The organism is Jeongeupia chitinilytica (assembly GCF_014652315.1).
Classification (GTDB): Bacteria; Pseudomonadota; Gammaproteobacteria; order Burkholderiales; family Chitinibacteraceae; genus Jeongeupia; species Jeongeupia chitinilytica.
Map to the genome: position 1 here is coordinate 141,680 of NZ_BMYO01000004.1, position 24,344 is coordinate 166,023.

Genomic DNA, 24,344 nt, shown 5'->3' on the forward strand with positions numbered 1-24,344 from the left:
CCCATGAACACCGTCCAGTTGCTGTATTTCGCGCGGCTGCGCGACGTTTTCGGCCTTCATTCGGAGACACTGACGCTGCCGGAAGGCAGCGCCGTCGCCGACCTGATCGCGCGGCTCGTTGCACGGGGCGGCGCCTTTGCCGACGAGCTTGGCGGCGCGCGGGTGTTCCGCGTTGCAGTCAACCAGGAGATGGCCAGACCCGATGATCCGATTCCGGCCGGCGCCGAGGTGGCGATCTTTCCACCGGTGACCGGAGGCTGACATGGCCAGGATCACCATCCGCGTCGGCCCCGACGACTTCGACCTCGGTCGCGAATACGCCGCGCTGGTTGCCGACGAGGCGGACAGTGGCGCCGTGGTCGCCTTTGTCGGCCGCGTGCGCGACCTGAATCTGGCGCAGCACGTTGCGGTGCTCGAACTCGAACACTATCCGGGCATGACCGAAAAGGCGCTGGCCCGGATCGCGGCCGACGCGGCCGCACGCTGGCCGCTGACCGCAGTGACCGTCGTTCACCGTGTCGGCCCGCTGCATCCGGCCGAGCAGATCGTGCTGGTACTGACCGCGAGCGCCCACCGCCATGCTGCGTACGATGCCAACGCCTTCATCATGGATTACCTGAAAACCGAGGCACCGTTCTGGAAACGCGAGTCGGACGGCAACACGGCACGCTGGGTCGACGCGCGCGACAGCGATGCCGAGGCGATGCAGCGCTGGCTGCCCGACGACGCACCATGACGATCGCCATGGCCACATTCGCCGGAGACGTGCAGTGAACATCGCCGCCGTCATCCTTGCCGGCGGCGAAGGCCGGCGCATGGGCGGTGCCGACAAGGGGCTGCTGCCGCTGCAGGGCCGGCCGCTGGTGGCCTGGGTGCTGGCCGCGCTGGCCGCGCAGACACGGCCGGTCGAGGCCGTGATGATCTCGGCCAACCGCAATCCTGACGCCTACGGCAACTTCGGCGTGCCGGTACTGCCCGACGCGACTCCGGAACGGCTGGGCCCGCTCGCCGGGATCCATGCCGCGCTGGACCACGCCGATGCCGACGCACTGCTGGTGCTGCCGTGCGACGTGCCGGTGCTAACGGCGGACCTCGTCGTCCGGCTGGCCGACGCACTTCAGCACGCAGACACCGCGCAAGCCGCGGTAGCATGGGCCGGTGACACGATCCAGCCCAGCATCTGCCTCGTCCGCACGGACTGCGCTCCGGCGCTGGCGCAACGGCTGCAGCGGCGCGAACTGCGGCTGCGCGACTGGCTTGCCAGCCTCGATGCAGTGTCCGTCCGCTTCGCGCCCGCGGCCTTTCCGAACCTGAACACCCCGGCGGCACTGGCCGCCTTTTTCCCCCCAGAGTCCGACGCATGAATCCGCTGACCCATTTCAACGAACAAGGCCAGGCACACATGGTCGATGTCGGCGCCAAGGCGGACACGCATCGCGTGGCCCGCTGCGAGGGCCGGATCCGCATGCAGGCGGCGACGCTGGCGCTGATCGCCGGTGGCGGCCACAAGAAGGGCGACGTGCTCGGCATCGCCCGCATCGCCGCGATCATGGCGTCCAAGAAGGCGTCCGACCTGATCCCGCTGTGCCACCCGCTCCCGCTGACCCGTGTCGACGTGGCATTCGAGCTGGAAGCCGACAGCGTACGCTGCGAAATCGTCGCCGAGACCGTCGGCAAGACCGGCGTCGAAATGGAGGCGCTGACCGCAGTCAACGTCGCGCTGCTGACCATCTACGACATGTGCAAGGCCGTCGACCGCGGCATGGTGATCGGCGACGTCCGCCTGCTGGAAAAACGCGGCGGCAAATCGGGTACATGGCGGGCCGGCGACGAACCCGCCGGCGGAATCGGCTGATGCAGGGCGAACCCGCGCTTCCTGCGCGACAACAGCTGTCGATCAAGGTCGTCACGCTGCTGCTGGTCTCGTTGCTGGCCGGACTGACCGCCGTCGGCGCAACGCTCTACCTGTCGTGGCAGCTCGAAGGCGGTGCCGCGGCGATCAATGCCGCCGGCAGCCTGCGCATGCAGACCTACCGGCTCGGTTACACGCTGCAGCTGAACCGCGAGCGGCCCAGTGCCGAACTGGCAACGCAGATCGCGCAGGAACGCCGGCAGTTTGCCGCCACGCTGGCGCTGTTGGACCGCGGCGATCCGGCCCGGCCGCTCTACCTGCCCAGCGACCCGGCCGTACGCGCGCGTTTTGCGGCGATCGAGCAGCGGTACGCGCAACTGCTGGCCGAGCCGAACGACGTCAGGCACGACCCGGTCAGGATGCGCGTGCTGATGGACGAGTTCGTCGACCAGATCAACGCACTGGTGCTCGACATCGAGCAGTACAACGCGCGCCGGACCATGCTGATGCGCGGCTCGCAGATCCTGCTGATCGCGCTGGCCATCGTCGGCACCGTCACGCAGATCTACCTGATGTTCCTGTTGGTGTTCCGCCCGCTGTACCGGCTGTCCGGCGGCATCTCGCGCATGGCCGAACAGGACTACAGCGTGCGCCTGCCGGTCGAGACCGACGACGAGTTCGGCGAGCTGACGCGCAGTTTCAACCGCATGGCCGACCGGGTCGCCGACGCGCACGGCACGCTCGAAGCACGCGTGCAGGCCAAGACCGCCGCGCTCAACACCCGCAACCGCGAACTGGCGCTGCGCAACGACATCGGCGCCGGCCTCAATGCCGGCCTGTCGGCCGAAGCGATGTGCCGCGATTTCCTGACCCGGCTGATGCAGTGGTTCGGCGCCGACGGCGGCAGCGTGCGCATCGTCGATCCGCACTCGAACGCGGCGCACATGGTCGTCTACGAGGGCATTTCGGACACGCTGGCCGCGGCCGAGCACTGCCTGCAGCCCGGCGACTGCCTGTGCGGCGCCAGCCTCAAGGACGGTGTCGCGGTGATCCATGACTTCCGCAAGCTGCCGAGCGCGCCGGAGCCCTATTCGTGCGAGCGCGAGGGCTTCGTCCAGGTCAGCGCGTTTCCGGTCCGCGCCCGCACGCGCCAGACCGGCCAGTTCAACCTGCACTTCCGCCGCTCGCGCGACATCACCCGCAGCGAACGCGACCTGCTCGAAGCGCTGGGCGAACAGCTCGGCATCGCACTGGAAAACCTGCGCCTCGCCGCGCGCGAACGCGAAATCGCCGTCTACGAAGAACGCAACCTGCTCGCCCAGGGGCTGCACGACAGCATCGCTCAAGGGCTGTCCTTCCTGAACCTGCAGGTGCAGATGCTCAACGACTCGCTCAAGCGCGGCGCAACGGCCGAGGCGCGGGACATCGTGCCGCTGCTCAAGGCCGGCGTGCAGGAGAGCTACGACGACGTCCGCGAGCTGCTGAACAACTTCCGCACCCGGCTGGCCGAAGGCGACCTCGTCGCCAACATGCGCGCGACGATCGAGCGCTTCCGCCGCCAGACCGGCATTGCCGTCGACTTCGACGCCGTCGGCTCGGGAACGCCGCTGCCGGCCGAAGACCAGCTGCAGCTGCTGTTCGTGCTGCAGGAGGCGCTGTCGAACGTGCGCAAGCACGCGTACGCGACCACGGTCCGGGTCCGCTTCACCAACGAGCGCGACGTGACGCTGGAAATCCGCGACGATGGCCGCGGTTTCGACGCCGCCGAAATGGCGGCGCGCGCCGAAGGTCATGTCGGGCTTAAAATCATGCAGGAGCGCGCCAGCCGGCTGTCGGCGCAGCTGCAGGTCGAATCGGACCACGGCGCCGTGCTGCGGCTGACGATTCCGTTCGACGCACGCCGGCTCGATGAACGAACACAGGAAAGGACAGGCAAGCATGGCGATCAGGGTATTGCTGGTTGACGACCACACGCTGTTCCGCAGCGGCATCAAGCTGCTGCTGTCGCGCCAGCCGGAGTTCGACGTCGTCGGCGAAGCGGCCGACGGCGCCGAAGGCGTCAAGCGCTGCCACGAACTCGCACCCGATGTGGTGCTGCTCGACCTGAACATGCCGGGCCTGTCCGGCCTCGAAGCGCTGCAGCTGATCCTCGAAGACCGGCCGCAGACCGCCGTGCTGATGCTGACGGTCTCCGAAGATGCCGAAGACCTGGCCGAGGCGCTGCGCAGCGGTGCGCGCGGCTATCTGCTGAAGAACATCGATGCCGACTATCTGGTCGGCGCCATCGTCCGCGCCCACGCCGGCGAAGCCGTCATCGCCGAAGCAATGACGGCCAAGCTCGTCGCCCAGTTCCGCAGCGCCGCTCAACCGGCCGAACCGCGCGACGAGGACAGGCTGACGCCGCGCGAGCGCGAGATCCTCGGCTTTCTCGCCCGGGGCGACAGCAACAAGGGCATCGCGCGCGAACTCGATCTGGCCGAGAGCACGGTCAAGATCCACGTGCAGAACATCCTCAAGAAGCTCGGCCTGTCGAGCCGGGTGCAGGCCGCGGTCTACGCGGTCGAGCACGGTCTGGGCCGGCCGGCTTGATCGCGCGCAGGAAACGCACCGCGCCACGGCGCTAAGCTGAAACCGGGTGCCCTTCGGGTACCGCCTGATACCGGAGGCCGTATGCGCGTGCTGTTGCAAGTCGATTTCGTTTTTTCTCCCGATGCTCTGACCGGTGCAGCGCTGCCGGCGCCGCTGCTCGAACTGGCCGACTCGATCAACCGGGAACCGGGTTTCGTCTGGAAGGTCTGGACTTTCAGCGAAGCCGCCGGCCGCAGCGGCGGCATCTACCTGTTCGAAAACCGCGGGGACGCCGAACAGTACCTGGCCAAGCACTGGCTGCGGCTGAGCGAAATGGGTGCCACCGACATCCGCTCGTTCATTTTCGACATCAGCGAACCTCTCAGCCTGATCAACCACGCACCGATCGCGTGAATCGTGCGTTCCGGCTCGCCACCGGCCGCCCGATTCGCTAAGCTGCTCGGTTTTTCCGGAGCGACGTCATGGAACCGATCCGCCTTTCCAAACGCATGGCCGAACTCGGTCTGTGCTCGCGCCGCGAAGCCGATGAATACATTGCCCGCGGCTGGGTCCGCGTCGACGGCGTCGTCATCGACGTGCTCGGCAGCAAGGTGCTACCGACGCAGGCCGTCACGCTGAACAAGGCCGCCGAACGCGAGCAGGCCAACCGCGTCACCGTACTGATCAACAAGCCGATCGGCTACGTCTCGGGTCAGGCCGAGGACGGCTACCAGCCGGCCGTGGTGCTGGTGAAGCCCGACAACCAGTGGGTCGAGGACAAGAGCGGCATCCGCTTCGAGCGCGAGCACCTGAAAAGCCTGGTGCCCGCCGGCCGGCTCGACATCGACTCGGTCGGCCTGCTGGTGCTGACGCAGGACGGTCGCGTCGCCAAGCACCTGATCGGCGAGGATTCGACCGTCGAGAAGGAATACCTCGTGCGCGTCTCCGGCCAGCTGGCACCGGGTGATCTGAAACGGCTCAACTACGGGCTCGAGCTCGACGGCCAGAAGCTCAAGCGCGCCGAAGTCTGGTGGCAGAACCGCGACCAGTTGCGCTTCATCCTGCAGGAAGGCAAGAAGCGGCAGATCCGCCGGATGTGCGAAGCCGTCGGCCTGCGCGTGGTCGGCCTCAAGCGCATCCGCATCGGCAAGGTCGAGCTCGGCGACCTGCCGACCGGCCAGTGGCGCTACCTGAACGCCGACGAGATGTTCTGATGGCGCGTGCCGACCTGCTGCTGGTCGAGCTCGGCCTCGCCGATTCGCGTACCCAGGCGCAGCAGATGATCGCCGCCGGCCGCGTCAGCGTCGCCGGCAAGCGCGTCGACAAGGCCAGCGCCAGACTCGCGGCCGGCATGGACATCGCCATTGCCGCAGACCCGGCCGACCGCTTCGTCTCGCGCGGCGGGCTCAAGCTGGCCGGCGCGCTGGCGCAGACCGGGCTCGTCGTCGCCGGCATGACGGTGCTCGACGTCGGCCAGAGCACCGGCGGCTTTTCCGACTGTCTGGTGCAGGCCGGCGCGCGCCGCGTCGTCGGCCTCGAAGTCGGCCACGGCCAGCTGCATCCGCGACTGGCCGGCGACGAACGCATCACCACGCTCGAGGGCGTGAACGCACGTCACCTGCAGCCGGACGGGCTCGCCGGCGTGCTCGATGCCCCGGTCGGGCTGATCGTCGGCGACGTGTCGTTCATCTCGCTGACGCTGATCCTGCCGGCACTCGCCGGCCAGCTCGGGACGGGTGGTCTGCTGCTGTTTCTGGTCAAGCCGCAGTTCGAAGTCGGGCCGACCCGGCTCGGCAAGGGCGGCATCGTCCGCGACGCCGGCTGCTACCCCGAAGTCGAGACCAAAATCCGCAACGCCGCGCTCAAGGCCGGTTTCGAGGTGCTCGACTACTTCGACAGCCCGATCACCGGCGGCGACGGCAACCGCGAGTTCTTCATCTACGCCCGGCGCGGCACGACGGCCTGAACGGCGCGAAGTTCCCGACATTCGGCGCAAAATACCGACCGGCGGTCGCCGCCCGGCGTCACTATCGGCGACGGTGCCGACACGCTAGAGTCGCGGCGCCCCAACCGCCGACCGCTGCCGATGTCCTTCGATCCCGTCGTCCTGTTCTTCCTGCTCGGCCTCGCGGCCGGCGTCGCCAAATCCGACCTCAAGCTGCCCGCCGCGCTGTACGACACGCTGTCGGTGTTCCTGCTGCTGTGCATCGGGATCAAGGGCGGGCTCGAGCTCGCCAAGCAGCCCGTCCTGACGCTACTGCCGCAGGCACTGCTGGTACTGGCGATGGGCGCGGCGATTCCGCTGCTCGTCTACCCGCTGCTGCGCTGGCGCCTGACGCAGGCCGACGCCGCCAGCATCGCGGCGCACTACGGCTCGGTCTCGGTCGTGACCTATGCGGTCGGCGTGGCCTACCTGTCGCGGATCGGCGAGGCGTTCGAGTCGCAGACGACGCTGTTCCTCGTGCTGCTGGAGATGCCGGCACTGATCGTCGGCGTGATCCTCGCTCGGCGCGGCAGCCGCTCCGGCCACGGCCACGGCTGGGGCAAGCTGCTGCACGAAGTGCTGCTGGGCAAGAGCATGGTGCTGCTGCTTGGCGGTCTGGCGATCGGCGCGCTGGCCGGGCCGGACGGCATCAAGCCGCTCGACCGGCTTTATGTCGACCTGTTCAAGCCGACGCTGACGCTGTTCCTGCTCGAAGTGGGGCTGGTCGTCGCCGGCAAGATCGGCATCCTGCGGCGAGAAGGGCTGTTCCTGCTCGTCGCCGGCATCGGCCTGCCACTGGCGCTGAGCTGGCTCGGCATCGGCGTCGGCCTGATGCTGGGGATGTCGGCCGGCGGCCTGACGCTGATGGCGCTGCTTGCGGCATCGGCGTCCTACATCGCCGCACCGGCAGCGATGCGGATGGCGGTTCCCGAAGCCGACCCGGCCTTGTCGCTCGGTGCCGCGCTGGGTATCACCTTCCCCTTCAACCTGCTGGTCGGCATCCCGCTGTACCATCAGTTCGCCCTTGCCGTTGCCTGAGGAAACGCGATGACTTTCCACACCCGTACGCTGCTGACCATCGTGACCGAATCCGCGCTGGAAAACGATCTGGTCGAGCTGTTTCACCGGCACCGCCTGCGCGGCTGGACCATCGTCGAGGCGCGCGGCAAGGGCGAGCACGGCGAAAAGCGAGGCAGTTTCGACGCCAACGGCAACATCCAGATCGAGCTGATCGCCGAAACGGCAGCGGCCGAACAACTGGCGACGACGATCGCCGAGCGCTTCGGTGCGCACTATGCGCTGGTGCAGTGGCTCGCCGAGGTCAGGGTGCTGCGCGCCGAGAAGTTCTGACCGGCTTCCGCAAGTAAAAAGCCCGGCAATGCCGGGCTTCTCCGCAAACCGAGCGGCCGCTACTCGCCGTCGTGCGGCTGCTTGCCGAACATCGCTTCGCCGTCGTCGACCGGTTTGGCCAGCGCCTGGACGCGGGCGTCGTTCGGGAAGCGCGCCAGCTCGTCGCGGAAGTAGTCGAGGCTTTCCGGATAGGCGAATGCGGCCTGGCGCATCAGCGTCTGCGCCTGTGCGGCATCGCCCTTGATCGCGTGCATAATCGCCGCATCGGACAGCTGGCCCGGGTACGGCCGGACCGCGTTGAGCCGGTCGAGGATGCCGAGCTTCCAGTCGATGTTCTCGGCGCTGGCGGTGATGTAGTTCGACAGCGCGTAATCGGCGTAGAAGTCGACCAGCGGGTTGTGGCGCAGCTCGCCCAGCGTTTTCAGGTTGCGTTCGTTGGTCGCCACGCTGTCGCTCGGGTCGATGATCGGATAGATCTTCAGGTAGGTCAGGCCGCCGAACACCGCCACGGCGATCGACGCGATGCCGTAGAGCGCAAAGCCGCCGCGCGACACTGCCGGCGCCCGGCGCGGCGCGGCGCCGAAGGCCAGGAAGAGCATCAGCGCGAACGGGCCGAAGAAGTGGTAGTACCACAGCGGATATTCGACCAGGCTGTGCAGGATCGACACCGCGACCAGCGCCGCGGCAAACATCGCCACGTCGTCGTCCCGGCGCGACCACAGGCCGAAGAAGGCGGCCAGCACGCCGAGCACGACGATGCCGGCACCGATGACGCCGGTTTCGGCCATCAGGTTCAGCAGCGAGTTGTGCGCGTGGGTGAACAGCACGCTCTCGACCACCTTGGCGAACTCGGGCCGGACCTGCAGCGCGACACCGTGCGCCGGGTACTCGCCCCAGCCGACCCCGAGCCACGGATGAGCCTGGAAGGTCAGCCACGCCTTGTGCCACTCGACCAGCCGGCGCGCACCGTTCGAATCGAGCCGGTCGAGCCCGGTCGGCACTTCGTTCTTGGTACTGAGCAGATGGCCGAGCACGTCGTTGATCAGCGGCGCAACGAACTGCATCGCGACGATCAGCGCACCGGCAATCATCAGGTTGCGACCGAGCCGGCGCACGACCTCGTTGCGGCCGAACGCCAGCGCCAGGCCGAACACCAGCCACGCGACCGCGTACAGGAAGGGCGAGCGCGAACCGCAGTACGCCATCGACAGCGCGAACCACAGCGACAGCGTGACCGTCAGCCAGCGCGGCAGCCTGCCGGTGGCCGACAGCCACATCAGCGACGCAAAGCCCCAGGCCAGATAGTGGCCGTACATGTTCTTCTGGCCGATGTTGCCGAAGATCAGCCGCGGGCCGTACTTGATCAGCTGATAGATCTGGTCGACCGCGAGTGCCGAATTGAACAGCGCCCCGACCACCAGGCCCCAGGCCAGCGCCTGTGCCAGCGGGGCGATGCCGAACTCGTCGCGCGCACGCGCCAGCGCCCACACCGACATGCCGGCGGTCACGAGGTAGAGCGCCGGAATCGTCAGGTCGGACCAGTACGGCACCGTCAGCACCAGCGCCTGCAGGCCGAGTACGGCGGCCAGGCCGAACCAGACGATGGCCATCCACGGCGTACGGGTCGTTTCGACCCTTTGGGACGGCAGTCCCGCGACGGCCAGCACCAGCAGCGTGGCCAGCGTATAGGCCGCCAGTTCGGACGGAAACACCGGGTTTGGCGGATAGCGGAACGGGATGCCGCACGGCACGGCGGCGAGCAGAAAGAGCAGGATCTGGAAAACGCGAAGCATGAAGACTCAGGCAGGAAGGGGCGAGCGGGGAGAAATGAGCCGGGCAACGACACAGCCGAGCTCGTACAGCAGCCACAGCGGTACGGCCAGCAGACATTGCGACAACACGTCGGGCGGTGTCACCACCGCGGCGATGACAAAGGCTCCGACGATCACGTACGGCCGCCAGCGGACGAGCTGGTCGACACTGACGACGTTGAGATACACGAGCACGACGATGGCGACCGGGACCTCGAAGGTCGTCCCGAAAGCGAGGAACATGCCGAAAATGAAGTCGAGGTATTCGCCCGAATCGGGCAGCCACTGCATCGACGCCGGCACGACCGAGGCGATGAACTTGAACACCACACCGAACACGAAGAAATACGCGAACGCCATACCGGCGAGGAACAGCAGCGTCGATGCGATGATCAGCGGCAGGATCAGCTTCTTCTCGTGCGCATACAGGCCCGGCGCGATGAAGGCCCAGGCCTGGTACAGCGTATGCGGCAGCGTCGCGATGAAGGCCGCCAGCGCAGCGATCTTCACCTGCACCAGAAACGGCGTGGCAATGCCGATCGACACCAGCTTCTGCCCCGGCAATACGTGCGTCAACGGCGCGACGACCAGATCGTAGAGTTGGGCCGAGAAGGCGAAACACACGCCGAAGCCGAGCAGGAACACCAGCCCGGCACGGACCAGCCGGTTGCGCAGTTCGATCAGGTGGGCCAGCAGCGGCTGGAAATCGGCAGCATTCATGGGCGGTCAGCGACGGTCACGGGCGGGCGGCGGCGCATCGGGAGCGGTGAAAAGGTCGGGCTGGCGATCGTCGTGCGCCGGCACGACGACGGGTTCGAAGCCGGAGGCTGCCGTTCCGGTCCCGACCGCCTGCGCGGGTTCCGGACTCGACGGCGCCACGTCGCTCAGCGCATTGCGTGCATCGTTCAGCGTTTCGCGCAGCTCGGTGACCGGCGCATGGATCGTCTGCCTCAGCGACTCGCCTTCGGCGCGCAGTTCAGCCTCGATCTGCGCCAGTTCGCTCGCACGGACTTCGCGTTCCAGATCGCTCTTGACGCTGTGGACGAAGCGCTGCGCCCGACCGATCAGCGCACCGACGGTGCGTGCGACGGTCGGCAGACGTTCCGGGCCGATCACCACCAGGGCCACGGCCCCGATGACGGCCAGCTCGCCGAGACTGACGTCGAACACGGCTTAGCGTTTGTCCTTGTCGACCACGTCAATCACGCGGCCCGACTCGGGCGAGACGTCCTTGGCTTCGGGTTTGTCGCCCTCACCTTCGCGGATGCCTTCCTTGAAGCCGCGAACGGCGGACCCGAGGTCCTTGCCGATGCTGCCGAGGCGCTTGGTCCCGAAGACGAGGATGACGATGACCAGCACGATGAGCCAGTGCCAGATGCTGAAGGAACCCATGGACCTATCTCCTTGGAAATCAGTGGGTACTGAGGTCGACGATCTTGGTCGGCAGCGGTGCGCCGCCGATGACGTGCAGATGCAGGTGGAACACGCTCTGGCCCCCGCCTGCACCGGTATTGATGATGGTGCGGAAGCCCTGCGCCAGCCCCTGCTCGGCCGCGACGCGTGCGGCGACCAGCATCAGCTTGCCCAGCAGGGTCTGATGTTGGACCTCGGCGTGCGCCATAGATTCGATGTGCAGCTTCGGCACGACGAGAAAATGCACCGGTGCGACCGGATGCAGGTCGTTGAAGACAAGCACCTCGTCGTCTTCATAGAGTTTGGTGGTCGGAAACTCGCCGCTCGCCAGCTTGCAGAAAATGCAGTCGCTCATGCCGTCCTCGTCTCAGCCCGCGGTCCGCGAAGCTTTTTCGTCGATGCCCGAAATTCCTTCGCGCCGCGCCAGCTCGGCGAGCACGTCCTCGTGGCTCAGCCCTTCATGGGCCAGCAGCACCAGCGTGTGGAACCACAGGTCGGCGATTTCGCCGACCAGGTGCCGCTTGTCGCCATCCTTGGCGGCCATCACGACCTCGAACGACTCCTCGCCGACCTTCTTGAGGATGGCTTCCTGGCCCTTGTGGAAGAGCTTGGCAACGTAGGAGGTGGTCGGATCGGCATCGCGACGGCTGGCAAGCGTCGCCGAAAGGCGGTCGAGAATTTCGCTGGAAACCATGCTGGACCTCAGAGTGCACGTGATTTAGCGGCAATTATATTGCCGTTTGGTGACACTCGCGTAACGAACGCGGCCGACACCGAAAAAAAGCGGGAACGGAAACGCAAACAGGCCGGAACACCGGCCTGTTTCGAACGCGCTGCGCTCAGTGATGCTTGTGGTAGATCGCAGCCGGATCCTTGAGTACCGGGTCGACCGTTTCCCACTCGCCGTCGCTGAGCACCCGGTAGAAGCAGCTCTCGCGGCCGGTGTGGCAGGCAATGCCGCCGTCCTGCTCGATCACATAGATCAGCACGTCGCCGTCGCAATCGAGGCGGATCTCCAGCACGTGCTGGAAATGGCCGCTTTCCTCGCCCTTGTGCCAGAGCTTCTGCCGCGATCGGGTCCAGTAATGCGCGGTGCCGTGCTCGGCGGTCTTCTCGACCGCATCGCGGTTGGCGTAGGCGAACATCAGCACCCGACCGGTGTGCGCGTCCTGCGCGATCACCGGCACCAGGCCCTTGTCGTCCCACTTGATCTCGTCGAGCCAGTTCGTCCGGTTGCTCACAGCCTCACCTCGATTCCGGCGCGCTGCATCGCTTCCTTGGCCTGGCGCACCGTGTACTCGCCGAAGTGGAAGATCGACGCCGCCAGCACCGCGTCGGCATGACCGTCGATCACACCGTCGACCAGATGCTGCAGGTTGCCGACGCCGCCCGAGGCGATCACCGGAATGTCCACCGCGTCCGACACCGCACGCGTCAGCGGCAGGTTGAAGCCGATCTTGGTGCCGTCGCGGTCCATGCTGGTCAGCAGGATTTCGCCTGCGCCCAGCTGCTGCATCCTTACCGCCCACTCGACCGCGTCGAGCCCGGTCGGCCGGCGGCCGCCGTGGGTGAAGATTTCCCAGCGGGTATTGGTGTCGTCGACCGCCTTGGCGTCGATCGCCACGACGATGGCCTGACTGCCGAAGCGGCTGGCCGCGGCTTCGACCACTTCCGGGTTGCTGACGGCCGTGGTGTTGATCGACACCTTGTCGGCGCCGGCATTGAGCAGCCGGCGCACGTCGTCGACCTTGCGCACGCCGCCACCGACGGTCAGCGGAATGAACACCTGCGAGGCCACCGCATCGATCACGTGCAGGATCAGGTCGCGGTCGTCCGAGCTGGCGGTGATGTCGAGGAAGGTCAGCTCGTCGGCGCCCTGGGCGTCGTACTTCTTGGCGATCTCGACCGGATCACCGGCGTCGCGCAAACCGACGAAGTTGACACCCTTGACGACGCGACCGGCGGTCACGTCGAGGCAGGGGATGATGCGTTTGGCGAGCGGCATCAGGCTTCCACGGCTTCGAGCGTACCGTCGGCCAGCTCCTGCGCCGCCTTGAAGTCGATCGTGCCTTCGTAGATGGCCCGGCCGGTGATCACGCCTTCGATGCCTTCCGACTCGACTTCGACAAGCTTGCGGACGTCGTCGAGGTTGGTCAGGCCGCCCGAGGCGATCACCGGAATGCGCAGTGCCTGTGCCAGCTTCACCGTCGCTTCGATGTTCACGCCCGAGAGCATGCCGTCGCGGCCGATGTCGGTGTAGATCACGCTTTCGACGCCATAGCCTTCGAAGCGCTGCGCCAGATCGATGACGTCGTGGTCGGTGACCTTGGCCCAGCCGTCGGTCGCGACCTTGCCGTCCTTGGCGTCGAGGCCGACGATGATGTGGCCCGGAAACGCATCGCACGCTTCGTGCAGGAAGCCCGGCTGCTTGACCGCGGCAGTGCCGATGATCACGTAGTCGATGCCGGCGTCGAGGTACATCTCGATCGTGTCGAGGTTGCGGATGCCGCCGCCCAGTTGCACCGGCACTTCACCGTCGATGGCCTTGATGATGCTCTTGACCGCGTCAAGGTTCTTCGGCTTGCCGGCGAATGCGCCGTTCAGGTCCACCAGATGCATGCGGCGCGCGCCCTGGCCGAGCCAGTGGCTGACGAAGCTGGCCGGATCGTCGGAGAACACGGTCGCGTCGTTCATGAGGCCCTGGCGCAGGCGAACGCACTGGCCGTCTTTGAGGTCGATAGCAGGAATGATCAGCATGATGACGGTTACGAATGGGTGATCGGGGAACGGAACGATCTGGCGCGAAAACAGGCGGCCAGCGCACCAACTGGGAAATATATGGCAAAAAACAGCAGGTAGTTCATCTGCGATGGCGAACCGGGCAGCGCAAACAACTGCAAAACCAGCGCCAGCACACCAACGGTCATGAGCGACTGCCGAAAAGACGCGCGCAGCCACTGTGGCAGTGATTTCACCCAAAGTCTCCTACTGGCGGCCATCCCAGCCAACGAAGTTCTTCAGCAGCTGAAGACCCGCGCCGGCCGATTTCTCGGGATGGCACTGGATCGCGAAAATGTTGTCGCGCGCCACTGCGGCAGCGAAGCGGTACGGATACGCCGACTCGATCACGGCAATGTCGTCGGCACCGGCAAAGTGGTAACTGTGGACGAAGTAGAAGCGTTCGCCGTCGGCAATGCCTTTCCACAAGGGGTGGGCGTGCTTGACGAACATTTCGTTCCAGCCCATGTGCGGCACCTTGAGCTTGTGGCCGGCTGCGTCGTGCATCTTTTCGGGCGGAAAGCGCACCACTTCGCCCGGAAACACCCCCAGGCTCTCGGTCGGGCCTTCCTCGCTGCGCGCAAACAGCAGTTGCGCGCCGACGCAGATGCCGAGAAAGGGCCGTTCGGATGCCGCCTTGAGCACCTCGGCCTTCAGTCCCGACTCGTCGAGATGGCGCATGCAGTCGGGCATGGCCCCCTGCCCCGGGAACACGACCTTGTCGGCGGCAGCGACGACGGCCGGATCGGCGGTCAGCACCACGTCGGCACGGCCTTCGGCGACCAGCTCGAACGCCTTGGTCACCGAATGCAGATTGCCCATGCCGTAATCGACGATGGCGATTTTTTCCATGTCAGCCTACCAGCGTGCCCTTGGTCGACGGCGTGATGCCGGCCATGCGTTCGTCGTGCTCGACCGCCATGCGCAACGCGCGGCCCAGTGCCTTGAAAATGGTCTCGGCCTGGTGGTGGGCGTTCTTGCCCTTCAGGTTGTCGATATGCAGGCTGATCGCCGCGTGGTTGACGAAGCCGCGGAAGAACTCGCCGAACAGGTCGACGTCGAAGCCGCCGATCATCGCGCGGGTGTATTCGCAGTCGTACTCGAGACAGGGGCGGCCCGACAGGTCGACGACGACGCGCGACAGCGCTTCGTCGAGCGGCACATAGGCGTGGCCGTAGCGGCGGATGCCCTTCTTGTCGCCGACGGCCTTGGCAAACGCCTGGCCCAGCGTGATGCCGACGTCCTCGACGGTGTGGTGCGCGTCGATGTGGAGGTCGCCGACCGCCTTGATGTCGAGGTCGATCAGCCCGTGACGGGCGATCTGGTCGAGCATGTGTTCGAAGAACGGCACGCCGGTATCGAAACGGGACTGGCCGGAGCCATCGAGGTTAACCGAGACGGTGATCTGGGTTTCGAGGGTATTGCGGGTAACGGTAGCCTGACGCATGGATAGCCCCGATTGCGGGCGAGAGTTGGACGTGATTAATGCAGATTCTCCAACAGTTTGCCCGCGGCGGGAAGGGGCGGACCGACATGCGCGCCGTTGGCATGCCGGCCGGCAACACTCGGGCACGCTGCCCGCCGCCGATCCCCCGCCAACTACCAACGCACGTCCGCATCGCGATGCGTGCAAAAGCGGTGGCGAAGCGGCCGCCTCCGTCAGGCCCGGCGTTTGGCCGCCTGCGCGCGCAAAGCGGCCCCGAACCCGGTTCGCGCCCAGCGAAGCAGCTCGGACGAATCGTCGAGCGCGGCATCAGGCAAGGTGTAATACGACATCGTTTGCGGTTTGCCGCGGGCCGTATAGCTGAACGGCCGGGAGCCCGCAGCGACGAAGGCCGCCCGGCTGGTGTCGTCGGCTTTCAGATACAGCACGTCGTCGTCGACGATGGCAAAGAAGGCTTCGTCGCAGTACAGCCCCCAGCCACCGAACATGCTTTTTGCCCGGATCGGGCCGAGCGGCGCCAGCTCGTCGATCAGCCAGTCGAGATATTCGCTGCGCGCGCGCATTCAGCCTCCCTTGACGGTTTTTCCGAGCGACTCGCCGAGCCGGCGCATCGCCGACGACGGGTCGTCGGCAGCGAGCTTGACCGCGATCAGCGTCGGCCGGTCCTTGTGCGCCAGCGCATGCTGCCACGCCGCGTCGAACGCCTGCTCGTCGCCGATGGTGAACGCGTACAGCGGACCGAACACGTCGGCGAGCGCGTCGAGCCGCCATGGTGCGATGTCGTTGAACGGTCCGTCGAGGATAAAGCGTTCGGTGCTGTAGCCGCCATTGTCGAACACGATCACCACCGGGTTCAGTCCCTTCCATGCCGCGGTCGACAGCTCCATCCCGGTCATCTGGAACGCACCGTCGCCGACCAGCACCAGCGGCCGCAGCCCGCTGCCGAGCTGGGCGCCAAGCGCCGCCGGCACCGCAAAGCCCATCGTCGTGTAGTACGCCGACGCGAGGAAACCGGTGCGCGGGTGGGTGCGCAGCTCGAGCGACGCGAACAGGCAGTCGCCGGTATCGGAGACGACGAGCATGTCGTCCGGCAGCGTGTCGTTGAGCCGGCCGATCAGCCGCGACACCGTCATCGCGTCGCCGGGCTCGGGAAAACCGGGTGCCGACAGCGGCAGGCTGTGCGCCGGCCAGTCGCGCTGTGGCGCCTGCAGCGCCGGAATCAGTGCAGAGAGGAAGTCGGCGAGCCGGATGTTCGGATAACGGTGGTGCCGGACACACACCTCGTCGTTGCGCGCCTGGATCATGTGCCGCGGGTCGAGCCGGGCGGTGAACACGCCGAGGTCGACGTCGTTCAATGCCGAACCGAGCAGCAACAGGATGTCGGCGTCCTCGATCACGTTGCGTGCATACTCGGCACCCATTGCGCCCTCGTAAACGCCGAGATAGGCCGGATGCTGCTCGGACAGCACCGACTTGCCCGACAGCGTCGCCGCGACCGGCCAGCGCAGCCGCTCGACCAGCGCCGCCAGCGCATCCTGCTGCCGGTAGCGGTGCAACTCGACCCCGGCAAGCACCGCGCCGCGTTCGGCACCGGCAAGCAAGGCGACGGTTTCGGCGACAGCCTCGGCCAGTGCATCCGGATCGCTGCCGTCGTCGTCGAACACGCACTCGGGCTGCAGGTGGATCACCGTGTCGACGCGGTCGCGCGGCAGCTCGAGATACACCGGCTTGCTGTAGCGCCTTGCCGCCGCCAGCGCCCGGTCGATCTGCCTTGCCGCCAGCAGCGGGTCGTCGAGCACCGCGCAGTAGCACGTCAGCCGCTCGAAGATCTCGCGCTGGAAGTGGTACGGCCCGAATCGGTGGTGCAGCAGCGGGTGTTCGCGCTGCTCGATCACGCCCGGTGCGCCCGAGATCACCACCACCGGCGACGATTCGGCCGCCGCTCCGGCGACGGCGTTGACGACCGACAGCGCGCCGACGCCGTAGGTCACCGCCAGCGCGCCGAGCCCGTGCACCCTGGCATAGGCGTCGGCGGCAAACGCGGCGTTATCCTCGCGCGTGGTGCCGACTTGGGTGAGTTCGCTGTGTGCCAGCTGCTGGTACCAGCGCAGGATGTAGTCGCCGGGCACGCCGAAGACGTGGCGCACGCCCTCCTCGTGCAGCCGTTGCAGCAGGTACTGACCGATGCTGGTGCTCATGACGTTCTCCCGCGTCGTGGACCTGCTATCAATCTAGACCGGGGTTGCCGATGCAATATCTGAATATTTGATTAAGTTTCCTGTACGAAACCCGCCGGACACCGGCACCGGATTTTGTACCCACCCCGTATGCCGGCGCCTCGGGGCAGCCCGGTATCCGTGCGCCGTGGCATGCCGGCGACGCCCAGCCCGGCGTCCCGACCCGATCGAAAAAAAGGGCGCCCGCAGGCGCCCTTTTCACGTCGGCAACTCGCACTCAGCCGCGCGGCCGCACCAGCTGCCACGCCCGGGTCACGTAGCCGGCGGCGCCGAAGCCGCTCCACACGTGCACCAGCCGGGTGAACGGGAAAATCACGAACAGGGTCATGCCCATGAAGATGTGCAGCTTGAAGATCCCCGGGGCGTCGACGATGTAGTTCGCCGCGTCGCCACGGAAGGTGACGATCCGCTGCGCCCACTCCATGAACAGCGTCATCATGTGGCCGTCGAGGTGATCCTTCGAGACGAAGATCGTCGACAGGCCGAGGATCAGCGTCACGGTGATCCAGCCCAAGGTCAGCTTGTCGCGCCAGGTCGTGATCGCGCGCAGCCGCTCGCTCGAAAAGCGGCGGTAGATCAGGATCAGCGCACCGATCAGCCCCATGCCGCCGAAGATGCCACCGGCGACCATCGCCAGCAGCTGCTTCGCGCCGTGGCTCACGCCGAGCGCATCCCACACCGCCAGCGGCGTCAGCAGGCCAACCAGGTGACCGGCAAAAACACCGAGCACGCCGATGTGGAACAGGTAGGAACCGGCGCGCAGCAGCCGGCGGTCGATCAGCTGGCTCGAATCGCTCTTCCACGTGTACTGCTCGCGCTCGAAGCGCACCAGGCTGCCGAACAGGAAGATCGCCAGACCGATGTACGGGTAGACCCCGAAAACGAAGTGATGCAGGTAAGTCATGGCCGGGCCTCCTGATTGCGCGGGTAGAACTTCACCGTCTGGGGCCCTGCGGCCTGCGACAGCAGCGGTTCGGTGCCGTCGGCACCGGGTCCGAAGGTTTCGAGCATCTCGTCCATGTCGCGGATCGGCGGAGCGACCAGCGGCTGGATCTTCACGCTGGCGAGCGCGACCAGCGCGTTCATCACGCAGGCGTAGCGGCTTTCGGCTTCGCCGAGGCGTTCGGCCAACGCGGCGATCACGTGGACCGCCTCGTTGAGGAAGTCCTGCGCGGTGGCTGCATCGACGCTGCCGAGGAACTCGAGGAACAGCGGCAGGTAGTCGGGCAGCTCGTTGGCGTCGATCTCGAAGCCGTGCGTGCGGTAGGCGTTCATCAGGTCGACGAGCGCCGGACCGCGTTCGCGGCTTTCGCCGTGGATGTGCTCGAAGAGGTGCAGCGAATGGCCGCGCGAGCGGTCGAACGTTGCGACATAGCCTTCCTGCGCGGCGATCAGATCGCCGGCGTTCAGTTCGGCCAGCAGCGGCGCGACGGTGATGCGCAGCCCCGTCGGCGCCTGTGCCAGCGCGGCGTCGAGTTCGGGCAGCGCTTCGATCAGCTCGGCTTCCGGGTACTGCAGCAGCGCCGAGAGGACACGGAAATGCAGTGTGTCGGTCGTCATGGTTTACACCTCCGCCTTGTTCTTCCGCGATTTGGGCATGTCGACGAAGATCACCGAGCCTTCCTTGCGCGTGCCGAACAGCCCCTGCGGCGAGGTGCCGCCCGAGCAGCCGTTGCCGAAGGTGAAGCCGCAGGCGGCCTTGTCGTTGAAGCTGTCCTCGACCTCTTCCTTGTGGCTGCTCGGAATCACGAAGCGGTCTTCGTAATTGGCGATCGCCATGATCTTGTACATGTCCTCGACCTGCGCCTGCGTCAGCCCGACCTGTTTCAGCACTTCGAGGTCTTCGCTGCCGTGCACCGATTTGCCGCGCATGTAGACGCGCATCGCCAGCATCCGTTCGAGCGCCGACAGCACCGGCGCTTCGTCGCCGGCGGTCAGCAGGTTGGCCAGATACTTGACCGGGATGCGCATTTCGCTGACGTCGGGCAGCAGGCCCTTCTGGTTCATCAGCCCGCGCTCGGCCGCCGACTGGATCGGCGACAGCGGCGGGATGTACCAGACCATCGGCAGGGTGCGGTATTCCGGGTGCAGCGGGAAAGCCACCTTCCACTCCATCGCCATCTTGTAGACCGGCGACTTCTGCGCGGCGGTCAGCCACGAATCCGGGATGCCCTGACGGCGGGCTTCTTCGATCACCGCATCCGAATGCGGGTCGAGGAAGACCTGCAGCTGCGACTTGTACAGGTCCTTTTCGTCGGCGACGCTGGCGGCGGCTTCGATCCGGTCGGCGTCATAGAGGATGACGCCGAGATAGCGGATCCGGCCGACACACGATTCCGAGCACACGGTCGGCTGGCCGCCCTCGATGCGCGGGAAGCAGAAGGTGCACTTCTCGGCCTTGCCGCTCTGCCAGTTGTAATAGATCTTCTTGTACGGGCAGCCCGACACGCACATGCGCCAGCCGCGGCACTTGTCCTGGTCGACCAGCACGATGCCGTCGTCCTCGCGCTTGTACACCGAGCCCGACGGGCACGAGGCGACACAGGCCGGGTTCAGGCAGTGCTCGCACAGGCGCGGCAGGTACATCATGAAGGTGTTCTCGAACGTGCTGTACATCTCCTTCTGCACGTCCTCGAACAGCTGGTCCTTCGAGCGCTTGGCGAATTCGCCGCCAAGGTCGTCTTCCCAGTTCGGGCCCCAGTTGATCTTGTCCATCTTCTTGCCGGTGATCACCGACACCGGCCTTGCGGTCGGCGGCGTCTGTACTTCCGGCGCGTTCTGCAGCCGGTCGTAGTCGTAGGTGAACGGCTCGTAGTAGTCGTCGATCTCCGGCAGGTTCGGGTTGGCGAACATCTGCGCCAGAATCCGCAGCTTGCCGCCCTGACGCGGTTCGAGCTTGCCGCTCGGAAGCCGTTTCCAGCCGCCGTTCCACTTCTTCTGGTTTTCCCATTCCTTCGGGTAACCGATGCCGGGCTTGGTCTCGACGTTGTTGAACCACGCGTACTCGACGCCGTCACGGCTGGTCCAGACGTTCTTGCAGGTGACCGAACAGGTATGGCAGCCGATGCACTTGTCGAGGTTGAGCACCATCGCTACCTGGGCGCGAATCTTCATGCTTTTTCTCCCTTGAGTTCGCCTTCCATCCAGTCGACCTTCTTCATCTTGCGGATCACGACGAACTCGTCACGGTTGGCGCCAACGGTGCCGTAGTAGTTGAAGCCGTAGGCCTGCTGCGCGTAACCGCCGATCATGTGCGTCGGCTTGGTCACCGTGCGCGTCACCGAGTTGTGGATGCCGCCGCGCTTGCCGCTCTGCTCGGCGCCCGGCACGTTGATGATCTTTTCCTGCGCGTGGTACATCAGCGTCATGCCTTCCGGAACACGCTGGCTGACCACGGCGCGGGCGGTCAGCGTGCCGTTGACGTTGAACACCTCGATCCAGTCGTTGTCCTCGATGCCGGCCTTCTTGGCGTCGGTTTCCGACAGCCACACGTGCGGGCCGCCGCGGCTCAGGGTCAGCATCCGCAGGTTGTCCGAGTAGGTGGAGTGGATGCCCCACTTCTGGTGCGGCGTGATGAAGTTCAGCACGATCTCCTGCTCGCCGTTCGGCTGGCGGCCGAGCATCGGCTGCACCGTCTTCAGGTCGATCGCCGGCTTGTAGACGGCAAAACCTTCACCGAAGTCGAGCATCCAGCGGTGATCCTGATAGAACTGCTGACGGCCGGTCAGCGTGCGCCACGGGATCAGCTCGTGGACGTTGGTGTAGCCGGCGTTGTAGCTGACCTCTTCCGATTCGATGCCCGACCAGGTCGGCGACGAAATGATCTTGCGCGGCTGTGCCTGCACGTCGCGGAAGCGGATTTTTTCATGCTCGCGGCCGTTCGCCAGATGCGTGTGGTCGCGGCCGGTGACCTCGGACAGCGCCGCCCACGATTTCACCGCCACATGGCCGTTGGTTTCCGGCGCCAGCGTCAGGATCATTTCGGCGGCATCGATCGCGGTGTCGAGCTTCGGCTGGCCGTTGGCGGCAACACCGTTCAGCGCGGCCAGCTCGTCGATTTCATGACCGGTCTGCCAGAAGATGCCCTTGCCGCCGTTGTTCACGTTCTTCAGCAGCGGGCCGATGGTGGTGAACTTCTCGTAAATACGGGCGTAGTCGCGCTCGACCACGGTCATGTTCGGCGCGGTCTTGCCCGGAATCAGCTCGCACTCGCCCTTCTTCCAGTCCTTCGGTGCAAACGGCTGGCCCAGCTCGCCCGGGCTGTCGTGCATCAGCGGCGTCAGGACCAGATCCTTCTGCACGCCGAGGTAGGGGCCGGCCAGTTCGGTGAACTTCTTGGCGATCGCCTTGTAGATTTCCCAGTCGGTCTTGCTCTGCCACAGCGGCTGCACGGCTTCGGACAGCGGGTGGATGAACGGATGCATGTCCGAGGTGTTGAGGTCGTCCTTCTCGTACCAGGTCGCCGTCGGCAGCACGACATCGCCGTAGAGGCAGGTCGTGCTCATCCGGAAGTCGAGCACCGTCAAGAGGTCGAGCTTGCCCTCGGCGGCCGGGCGCACCTTGATATCGGACGGCGTGATCGCGTCGTTCTCATCCGAGAACACGGCGTTCTGCGTGCCGAGCAGGTACTTGAGAAAATACTCGTGGCCCTTGCCCGAGCTGCCCAAAAGATTCGAGCGCCAGACGAAGAGGTTGCGCGGGAAGTTCTTCGGGTTGTCCGGATCGTCGCAGCTCATGTTGAGCTGGCCGGATTTCAGCTGTTCGGCAGCGAACTCGGCCGGATTGCGGCCGGCGGCTTCGGCCTGGCGGACGACATCGAGCGGGTTGGTTTCGAGCTGCGGCGCGCTCGGCAGCCAGCCCATCCGTTCGGCCTTGGCGTTGAAGTCGATCAGCGACATGTCCTTGTACGCATCGACATTGGCGCTCGGGCCGAGGATTTCGGAAACCGAGAGTTTTTCGTGCCGCCACTGGCTGGTGTGGGCGTAGAAGAACGAGGTGCCGTTCATCTGGCGTGCCGGGCGCTGCCAGTCGAGCGCGAACGCCAGCGGTGTCCAGCCCGGTTGCGGGCGCAGCTTTTCCTGGCCGACGTAATGCGCCCAGCCGCCGCCGCTCTGACCGACGCAGCCACACATCATCAGCAGATTGATGATGCCGCGATAGGTCATGTCGTTGTGGAACCAGTGGTTCAGCGCCGCGCCGACGATCACCATGCTCTTGCCGTGGGTGTCGTGGGCGTTCTGGGCGAACTCGCGCGCGACGGTCTCGACGTCGATCGCCGGCACGCCGGTGTGCTTGACCTGCCACGCCGGGGTGTAGGCGATGTCGTCGGCGTACGAGGTCGCGACGTTGCCGCCGCCCATGCCGTTGTCGACGCCGTAGTTGGCGAGCAGCAGGTCGTAGACGGTGGCGACCAGCGCTGTCGAACCGTCGGCAAGTTGAACGCGCTTGGCCGGGACGTTGCGGAACAGCAGGTCTTCGGCTTCGCCGCCGAAGTAGTCGAAACCGACCGAGGCGACCTCGTCGTGCGCGCCCTTGAGCGACAGCAGCGGATCGATTTCGGCGCCGTCGGCGACGTTCTTCATTTCGAGGTTCCACTTGCCCTTGCGGCCTTCGGACTCGTTCCAGCGCGAGCCGATCGTGCCGTTCGGCACCGTCAGCGCGCCGGTCTGGGCGTCGATCAGCACCGTCTTCCAGTCCGGGTTCTTCGCTTCGCCAAGGTTGTCCGGCAGTTGCGACGCGCGCAGGAAGTGGTCGGCGACGAAGCCGTCACCCTTGGCGCGCAAGGTCACCAGCATCGGGAAGTCGGTGTACTGCTTGCCGTAGTCGCGGAAGTAGTCCGACGCGCCGGTCTTGTGGAATTCGCTCAGCACCACGTGGCCCATCGCCATTGCCAGTGCCGCGTCGGTGCCCTGCTTCGGTGCCATCCACAGGTCGCCGAACTTGACCATTTCGCCGAAGTCGCTCGAGACGGCGACGGTCTTGGTGCCCTTGTAGCGGACCTCGGTATAGAAGTGGGCGTCCGGCGTGCGCGTCATCGGCACGTTCGAGCCCCACACCATCAGATAGGTCGAGTTGTACCAGTCGGCCGATTCGGGCACGTCGGTCTGCTCGCCCCAGACTTGCGGGCTGGCCGGCGGCAGGTCGCAGTACCAGTCGTAGAACGACAGCGGCACGCCGCCGATCAGGCCGAGGTAACGCGCGCCGGCGGCGTAGCTGACCATCGACATGGCCGGAATCGGCGAGAAGCCGATCACGCGGTCCGGACCGTAGTGCTTGATCGTGTAGGCGTTCGACGCGGCGATCAGTTCGGTGACCTCGTCCCAGCCGGTGCGCACGAAGCCGCCCAGGCCGCGCACCGACTTGTACGATGCCGACTTGACCGGATCTTCGACGATGCTTGCCCATGCGGCGATCGGGTCCATGGTCTTGCGGGCCTCGCGCCACATGCGTGCCAGCCGGCCGCGGATCATCGGGTGCTTGACGCGCTGTGCCGAGTAGACGTACCACGAATAGGAGGCACCGCGCGGGCAGCCGCGCGGTTCGTGGTTCGGCAGGTCCGGCCGGGTGCGCGGGTAGTCGGTCTGCTGCAGTTCCCAGGTGATCAGCCCGTTCTTGACGAAGATGCGCCAGCTACAGGAGCCGGTGCAGTTGACGCCGTGGGTCGACCGCACGACCTTGTCGTGGGTCCAGCGGTTGCGGTAGCCGTTCTCCCACTGGCGGTCTTCGTTCACCACGGCGCCGTGGCCGTCGGCGAAGGTATCGCGGGTCTTGGAGAGGAACTTCAGTCGGTCCAGGAAATGGCTCATGCTGCCTCCGGTTGCGGTTCTGCTCGAGCACGCGGGCGCTCGTGTGAATGAACCGAGCTTACGAGCCTGATGCCAGACGCAACATTCGCCGCACGATCAGC

General features: G+C 66.1%; 28 protein-coding genes and 1 pseudogene. 11 read left to right on the forward strand and 18 right to left on the reverse strand.

Going from position 1 to position 24,344, the window contains the following annotated elements:
- Nucleotides 1-3: 3 nt before the first annotated feature.
- From moaD to IE097_RS08570, 11 genes are all read left to right on the forward strand, one after another.
- Nucleotides 4-261: a molybdopterin converting factor subunit 1 gene (moaD, locus tag IE097_RS08520; protein WP_189459853.1), complete on the forward strand. Its 258-nt coding sequence runs from the start codon at nucleotides 4-6 to the stop codon at nucleotides 259-261.
- Nucleotide 262: 1 nt separating this feature from the next.
- A complete protein-coding gene (moaE, locus tag IE097_RS08525) occupies nucleotides 263-736 on the forward strand; it encodes a molybdopterin synthase catalytic subunit MoaE (RefSeq protein ID WP_189459854.1) in 474 nt (157 codons plus the stop codon).
- Nucleotides 737-770: 34 nt separating this feature from the next.
- Nucleotides 771-1,364, forward strand: a complete 594-nt coding sequence (gene mobA / locus IE097_RS08530; protein WP_229797500.1) for a molybdenum cofactor guanylyltransferase MobA — start codon at nucleotides 771-773, stop codon at nucleotides 1,362-1,364.
- Entirely contained in the window at nucleotides 1,361-1,855 is a 495-nt protein-coding gene (gene moaC / locus IE097_RS08535; RefSeq protein WP_189459856.1) for a cyclic pyranopterin monophosphate synthase MoaC, read from the forward strand. Before mobA ends, moaC begins: the two co-directional genes overlap by 4 nt.
- A complete protein-coding gene (locus IE097_RS08540) occupies nucleotides 1,855-3,816 on the forward strand; it encodes a type IV pili methyl-accepting chemotaxis transducer N-terminal domain-containing protein (protein ID WP_189459857.1) in 1,962 nt (653 codons plus the stop codon). The genes moaC and IE097_RS08540 overlap by 1 nt, the downstream gene beginning before the upstream one ends.
- Complete coding sequence (locus tag IE097_RS08545) at nucleotides 3,791-4,441, forward strand: response regulator (RefSeq protein WP_189459858.1); 651 nt, start codon at nucleotides 3,791-3,793, stop codon at nucleotides 4,439-4,441. The genes IE097_RS08540 and IE097_RS08545 overlap by 26 nt, the downstream gene beginning before the upstream one ends.
- An 81-nt stretch (nucleotides 4,442-4,522) precedes the next feature.
- Nucleotides 4,523-4,834, forward strand: a complete 312-nt coding sequence (locus IE097_RS08550; protein ID WP_189459859.1) for a monooxygenase — start codon at nucleotides 4,523-4,525, stop codon at nucleotides 4,832-4,834.
- A 68-nt stretch (nucleotides 4,835-4,902) separates the two neighbouring features.
- On the forward strand, nucleotides 4,903-5,634 hold the full coding sequence (locus tag IE097_RS08555) for a pseudouridine synthase (protein WP_189459860.1): 732 nt from the start codon (nucleotides 4,903-4,905) through the stop codon (nucleotides 5,632-5,634).
- Nucleotides 5,634-6,386: a TlyA family RNA methyltransferase gene (locus IE097_RS08560; protein ID WP_189459861.1), complete on the forward strand. Its 753-nt coding sequence runs from the start codon at nucleotides 5,634-5,636 to the stop codon at nucleotides 6,384-6,386. The genes IE097_RS08555 and IE097_RS08560 overlap by 1 nt, the downstream gene beginning before the upstream one ends.
- Nucleotides 6,387-6,506: 120 nt before the next feature.
- Nucleotides 6,507-7,442 (forward strand): sodium-dependent bicarbonate transport family permease, encoded by a 936-nt coding sequence (locus tag IE097_RS08565; protein ID WP_189459862.1) that lies wholly within the window; start codon nucleotides 6,507-6,509, stop codon nucleotides 7,440-7,442.
- Nucleotides 7,443-7,451: 9 nt separating this feature from the next.
- Nucleotides 7,452-7,754, forward strand: coding sequence for a P-II family nitrogen regulator (locus IE097_RS08570; RefSeq protein WP_189459863.1), 303 nt, complete (start codon nucleotides 7,452-7,454; stop codon nucleotides 7,752-7,754).
- 59 nt (nucleotides 7,755-7,813) lie between these two features.
- Here the strand turns inward: IE097_RS08570 and IE097_RS08575 are convergent, their stop codons facing one another.
- The 18 genes and pseudogenes from IE097_RS08575 to IE097_RS08660 all read right to left on the reverse strand — a co-directional run bounded on the left by IE097_RS08575 (nucleotide 7,814) and on the right by IE097_RS08660 (nucleotide 24,243).
- Nucleotides 7,814-9,547 carry a PglL family O-oligosaccharyltransferase gene (locus tag IE097_RS08575; RefSeq protein WP_189459864.1) on the reverse strand — a complete coding sequence of 578 codons (1,734 nt, stop codon included), beginning with the start codon at nucleotides 9,545-9,547 and terminating at the stop codon, nucleotides 7,814-7,816.
- A gap of 6 nt (nucleotides 9,548-9,553) precedes the next feature.
- The gene (tatC, locus tag IE097_RS08580) at nucleotides 9,554-10,285 is read right to left on the reverse strand and encodes a twin-arginine translocase subunit TatC (protein ID WP_189459865.1); all 732 of its coding nucleotides are present in this window, start codon (nucleotides 10,283-10,285) and stop codon (nucleotides 9,554-9,556) included.
- Between the two features lie 305 nt (nucleotides 10,286-10,590).
- Nucleotides 10,591-10,735, reverse strand: a pseudogene (locus IE097_RS19620) (Sec-independent protein translocase subunit TatA/TatB); the annotation flags it as partial.
- Between the two features lie 3 nt (nucleotides 10,736-10,738).
- A complete protein-coding gene (tatA, locus tag IE097_RS08590; RefSeq protein ID WP_189459867.1) occupies nucleotides 10,739-10,957 on the reverse strand; it encodes a Sec-independent protein translocase subunit TatA in 219 nt (72 codons plus the stop codon).
- 19 nt (nucleotides 10,958-10,976) lie between these two features.
- On the reverse strand, nucleotides 10,977-11,333 hold the full coding sequence (locus IE097_RS08595; protein WP_189459868.1) for a histidine triad nucleotide-binding protein: 357 nt from the start codon (nucleotides 11,331-11,333) through the stop codon (nucleotides 10,977-10,979).
- 12 nt (nucleotides 11,334-11,345) lie between these two features.
- Complete coding sequence (locus IE097_RS08600) at nucleotides 11,346-11,672, reverse strand: phosphoribosyl-ATP diphosphatase (protein WP_189459869.1); 327 nt, start codon at nucleotides 11,670-11,672, stop codon at nucleotides 11,346-11,348.
- Nucleotides 11,673-11,817: 145 nt separating this feature from the next.
- Nucleotides 11,818-12,219 (reverse strand): phosphoribosyl-AMP cyclohydrolase, encoded by a 402-nt coding sequence (hisI, locus tag IE097_RS08605; RefSeq protein ID WP_189459870.1) that lies wholly within the window; start codon nucleotides 12,217-12,219, stop codon nucleotides 11,818-11,820.
- Nucleotides 12,216-12,983, reverse strand: coding sequence for an imidazole glycerol phosphate synthase subunit HisF (gene hisF / locus IE097_RS08610; RefSeq protein WP_189459871.1), 768 nt, complete (start codon nucleotides 12,981-12,983; stop codon nucleotides 12,216-12,218). Before hisF ends, hisI begins: the two co-directional genes overlap by 4 nt.
- Complete coding sequence (gene hisA, locus IE097_RS08615) at nucleotides 12,983-13,735, reverse strand: 1-(5-phosphoribosyl)-5-[(5-phosphoribosylamino)methylideneamino]imidazole-4-carboxamide isomerase (RefSeq protein WP_189459872.1); 753 nt, start codon at nucleotides 13,733-13,735, stop codon at nucleotides 12,983-12,985. The genes hisF and hisA overlap by 1 nt, the downstream gene beginning before the upstream one ends.
- An 8-nt stretch (nucleotides 13,736-13,743) precedes the next feature.
- Entirely contained in the window at nucleotides 13,744-13,953 is a 210-nt protein-coding gene (locus IE097_RS08620) for a hypothetical protein (RefSeq protein WP_189459873.1), read from the reverse strand.
- A gap of 10 nt (nucleotides 13,954-13,963) precedes the next feature.
- Nucleotides 13,964-14,608: an imidazole glycerol phosphate synthase subunit HisH gene (gene hisH / locus IE097_RS08625; protein ID WP_189459874.1), complete on the reverse strand. Its 645-nt coding sequence runs from the start codon at nucleotides 14,606-14,608 to the stop codon at nucleotides 13,964-13,966.
- A gap of 1 nt (nucleotide 14,609) precedes the next feature.
- On the reverse strand, nucleotides 14,610-15,203 hold the full coding sequence (gene hisB, locus IE097_RS08630) for an imidazoleglycerol-phosphate dehydratase HisB (RefSeq protein ID WP_189459875.1): 594 nt from the start codon (nucleotides 15,201-15,203) through the stop codon (nucleotides 14,610-14,612).
- A gap of 212 nt (nucleotides 15,204-15,415) precedes the next feature.
- On the reverse strand, nucleotides 15,416-15,763 hold the full coding sequence (locus IE097_RS08635; protein ID WP_189459876.1) for a TfoX/Sxy family protein: 348 nt from the start codon (nucleotides 15,761-15,763) through the stop codon (nucleotides 15,416-15,418).
- Nucleotides 15,764-17,398, reverse strand: a complete 1,635-nt coding sequence (locus IE097_RS08640) for an alpha-keto acid decarboxylase family protein (RefSeq protein WP_189459877.1) — start codon at nucleotides 17,396-17,398, stop codon at nucleotides 15,764-15,766.
- 256 nt (nucleotides 17,399-17,654) lie between these two features.
- Nucleotides 17,655-18,341 (reverse strand): respiratory nitrate reductase subunit gamma, encoded by a 687-nt coding sequence (narI, locus tag IE097_RS08645; protein WP_189459878.1) that lies wholly within the window; start codon nucleotides 18,339-18,341, stop codon nucleotides 17,655-17,657.
- On the reverse strand, nucleotides 18,338-18,997 hold the full coding sequence (gene narJ / locus IE097_RS08650) for a nitrate reductase molybdenum cofactor assembly chaperone (RefSeq protein ID WP_189459879.1): 660 nt from the start codon (nucleotides 18,995-18,997) through the stop codon (nucleotides 18,338-18,340). The genes narI and narJ overlap by 4 nt, the downstream gene beginning before the upstream one ends.
- 3 nt (nucleotides 18,998-19,000) lie before the next feature.
- A complete protein-coding gene (gene narH, locus IE097_RS08655; RefSeq protein ID WP_189459880.1) occupies nucleotides 19,001-20,551 on the reverse strand; it encodes a nitrate reductase subunit beta in 1,551 nt (516 codons plus the stop codon).
- Complete coding sequence (locus tag IE097_RS08660) at nucleotides 20,548-24,243, reverse strand: nitrate reductase subunit alpha (RefSeq protein ID WP_189459881.1); 3,696 nt, start codon at nucleotides 24,241-24,243, stop codon at nucleotides 20,548-20,550. The genes narH and IE097_RS08660 overlap by 4 nt, the downstream gene beginning before the upstream one ends.
- Nucleotides 24,244-24,344: the final 101 nt, after the last annotated feature.

What these genes read in the sequence shown, in the direction of transcription:
- moaD (WP_189459853.1), top strand. Translation starts at nt 4, where the DNA reads ATGAACACCGTCCAGTTGCTGTATTTCGCGCGGCTGCGCGACGTTTTC.
- moaE (WP_189459854.1), top strand. Translation starts at nt 263, where the DNA reads ATGGCCAGGATCACCATCCGCGTCGGCCCCGACGACTTCGACCTCGGT.
- moaC (WP_189459856.1), top strand. Translation starts at nt 1,361, where the DNA reads ATGAATCCGCTGACCCATTTCAACGAACAAGGCCAGGCACACATGGTC.
- IE097_RS08540 (WP_189459857.1), top strand. Translation starts at nt 1,855, where the DNA reads ATGCAGGGCGAACCCGCGCTTCCTGCGCGACAACAGCTGTCGATCAAG.
- IE097_RS08545 (WP_189459858.1), top strand. Translation starts at nt 3,791, where the DNA reads ATGGCGATCAGGGTATTGCTGGTTGACGACCACACGCTGTTCCGCAGC.
- IE097_RS08550 (WP_189459859.1), top strand. Translation starts at nt 4,523, where the DNA reads ATGCGCGTGCTGTTGCAAGTCGATTTCGTTTTTTCTCCCGATGCTCTG.
- IE097_RS08555 (WP_189459860.1), top strand. Translation starts at nt 4,903, where the DNA reads ATGGAACCGATCCGCCTTTCCAAACGCATGGCCGAACTCGGTCTGTGC.
- IE097_RS08560 (WP_189459861.1), top strand. Translation starts at nt 5,634, where the DNA reads ATGGCGCGTGCCGACCTGCTGCTGGTCGAGCTCGGCCTCGCCGATTCG.
- IE097_RS08565 (WP_189459862.1), top strand. Translation starts at nt 6,507, where the DNA reads ATGTCCTTCGATCCCGTCGTCCTGTTCTTCCTGCTCGGCCTCGCGGCC.
- IE097_RS08570 (WP_189459863.1), top strand. Translation starts at nt 7,452, where the DNA reads ATGACTTTCCACACCCGTACGCTGCTGACCATCGTGACCGAATCCGCG.
- IE097_RS08575 (WP_189459864.1), bottom strand. Translation starts at nt 9,547, where the DNA reads ATGCTTCGCGTTTTCCAGATCCTGCTCTTTCTGCTCGCCGCCGTGCCG.
- tatC (WP_189459865.1), bottom strand. Translation starts at nt 10,285, where the DNA reads ATGAATGCTGCCGATTTCCAGCCGCTGCTGGCCCACCTGATCGAACTG.
- tatA (WP_189459867.1), bottom strand. Translation starts at nt 10,957, where the DNA reads ATGGGTTCCTTCAGCATCTGGCACTGGCTCATCGTGCTGGTCATCGTC.
- IE097_RS08595 (WP_189459868.1), bottom strand. Translation starts at nt 11,333, where the DNA reads ATGAGCGACTGCATTTTCTGCAAGCTGGCGAGCGGCGAGTTTCCGACC.
- IE097_RS08600 (WP_189459869.1), bottom strand. Translation starts at nt 11,672, where the DNA reads ATGGTTTCCAGCGAAATTCTCGACCGCCTTTCGGCGACGCTTGCCAGC.
- hisF (WP_189459871.1), bottom strand. Translation starts at nt 12,983, where the DNA reads ATGCCGCTCGCCAAACGCATCATCCCCTGCCTCGACGTGACCGCCGGT.
- hisA (WP_189459872.1), bottom strand. Translation starts at nt 13,735, where the DNA reads ATGCTGATCATTCCTGCTATCGACCTCAAAGACGGCCAGTGCGTTCGC.
- hisH (WP_189459874.1), bottom strand. Translation starts at nt 14,608, where the DNA reads ATGGAAAAAATCGCCATCGTCGATTACGGCATGGGCAATCTGCATTCG.
- hisB (WP_189459875.1), bottom strand. Translation starts at nt 15,203, where the DNA reads ATGCGTCAGGCTACCGTTACCCGCAATACCCTCGAAACCCAGATCACC.
- IE097_RS08635 (WP_189459876.1), bottom strand. Translation starts at nt 15,763, where the DNA reads ATGCGCGCGCGCAGCGAATATCTCGACTGGCTGATCGACGAGCTGGCG.
- IE097_RS08640 (WP_189459877.1), bottom strand. Translation starts at nt 17,398, where the DNA reads ATGAGCACCAGCATCGGTCAGTACCTGCTGCAACGGCTGCACGAGGAG.
- narI (WP_189459878.1), bottom strand. Translation starts at nt 18,341, where the DNA reads ATGACTTACCTGCATCACTTCGTTTTCGGGGTCTACCCGTACATCGGT.
- narJ (WP_189459879.1), bottom strand. Translation starts at nt 18,997, where the DNA reads ATGACGACCGACACACTGCATTTCCGTGTCCTCTCGGCGCTGCTGCAG.
- narH (WP_189459880.1), bottom strand. Translation starts at nt 20,551, where the DNA reads ATGAAGATTCGCGCCCAGGTAGCGATGGTGCTCAACCTCGACAAGTGC.
- IE097_RS08660 (WP_189459881.1), bottom strand. Translation starts at nt 24,243, where the DNA reads ATGAGCCATTTCCTGGACCGACTGAAGTTCCTCTCCAAGACCCGCGAT.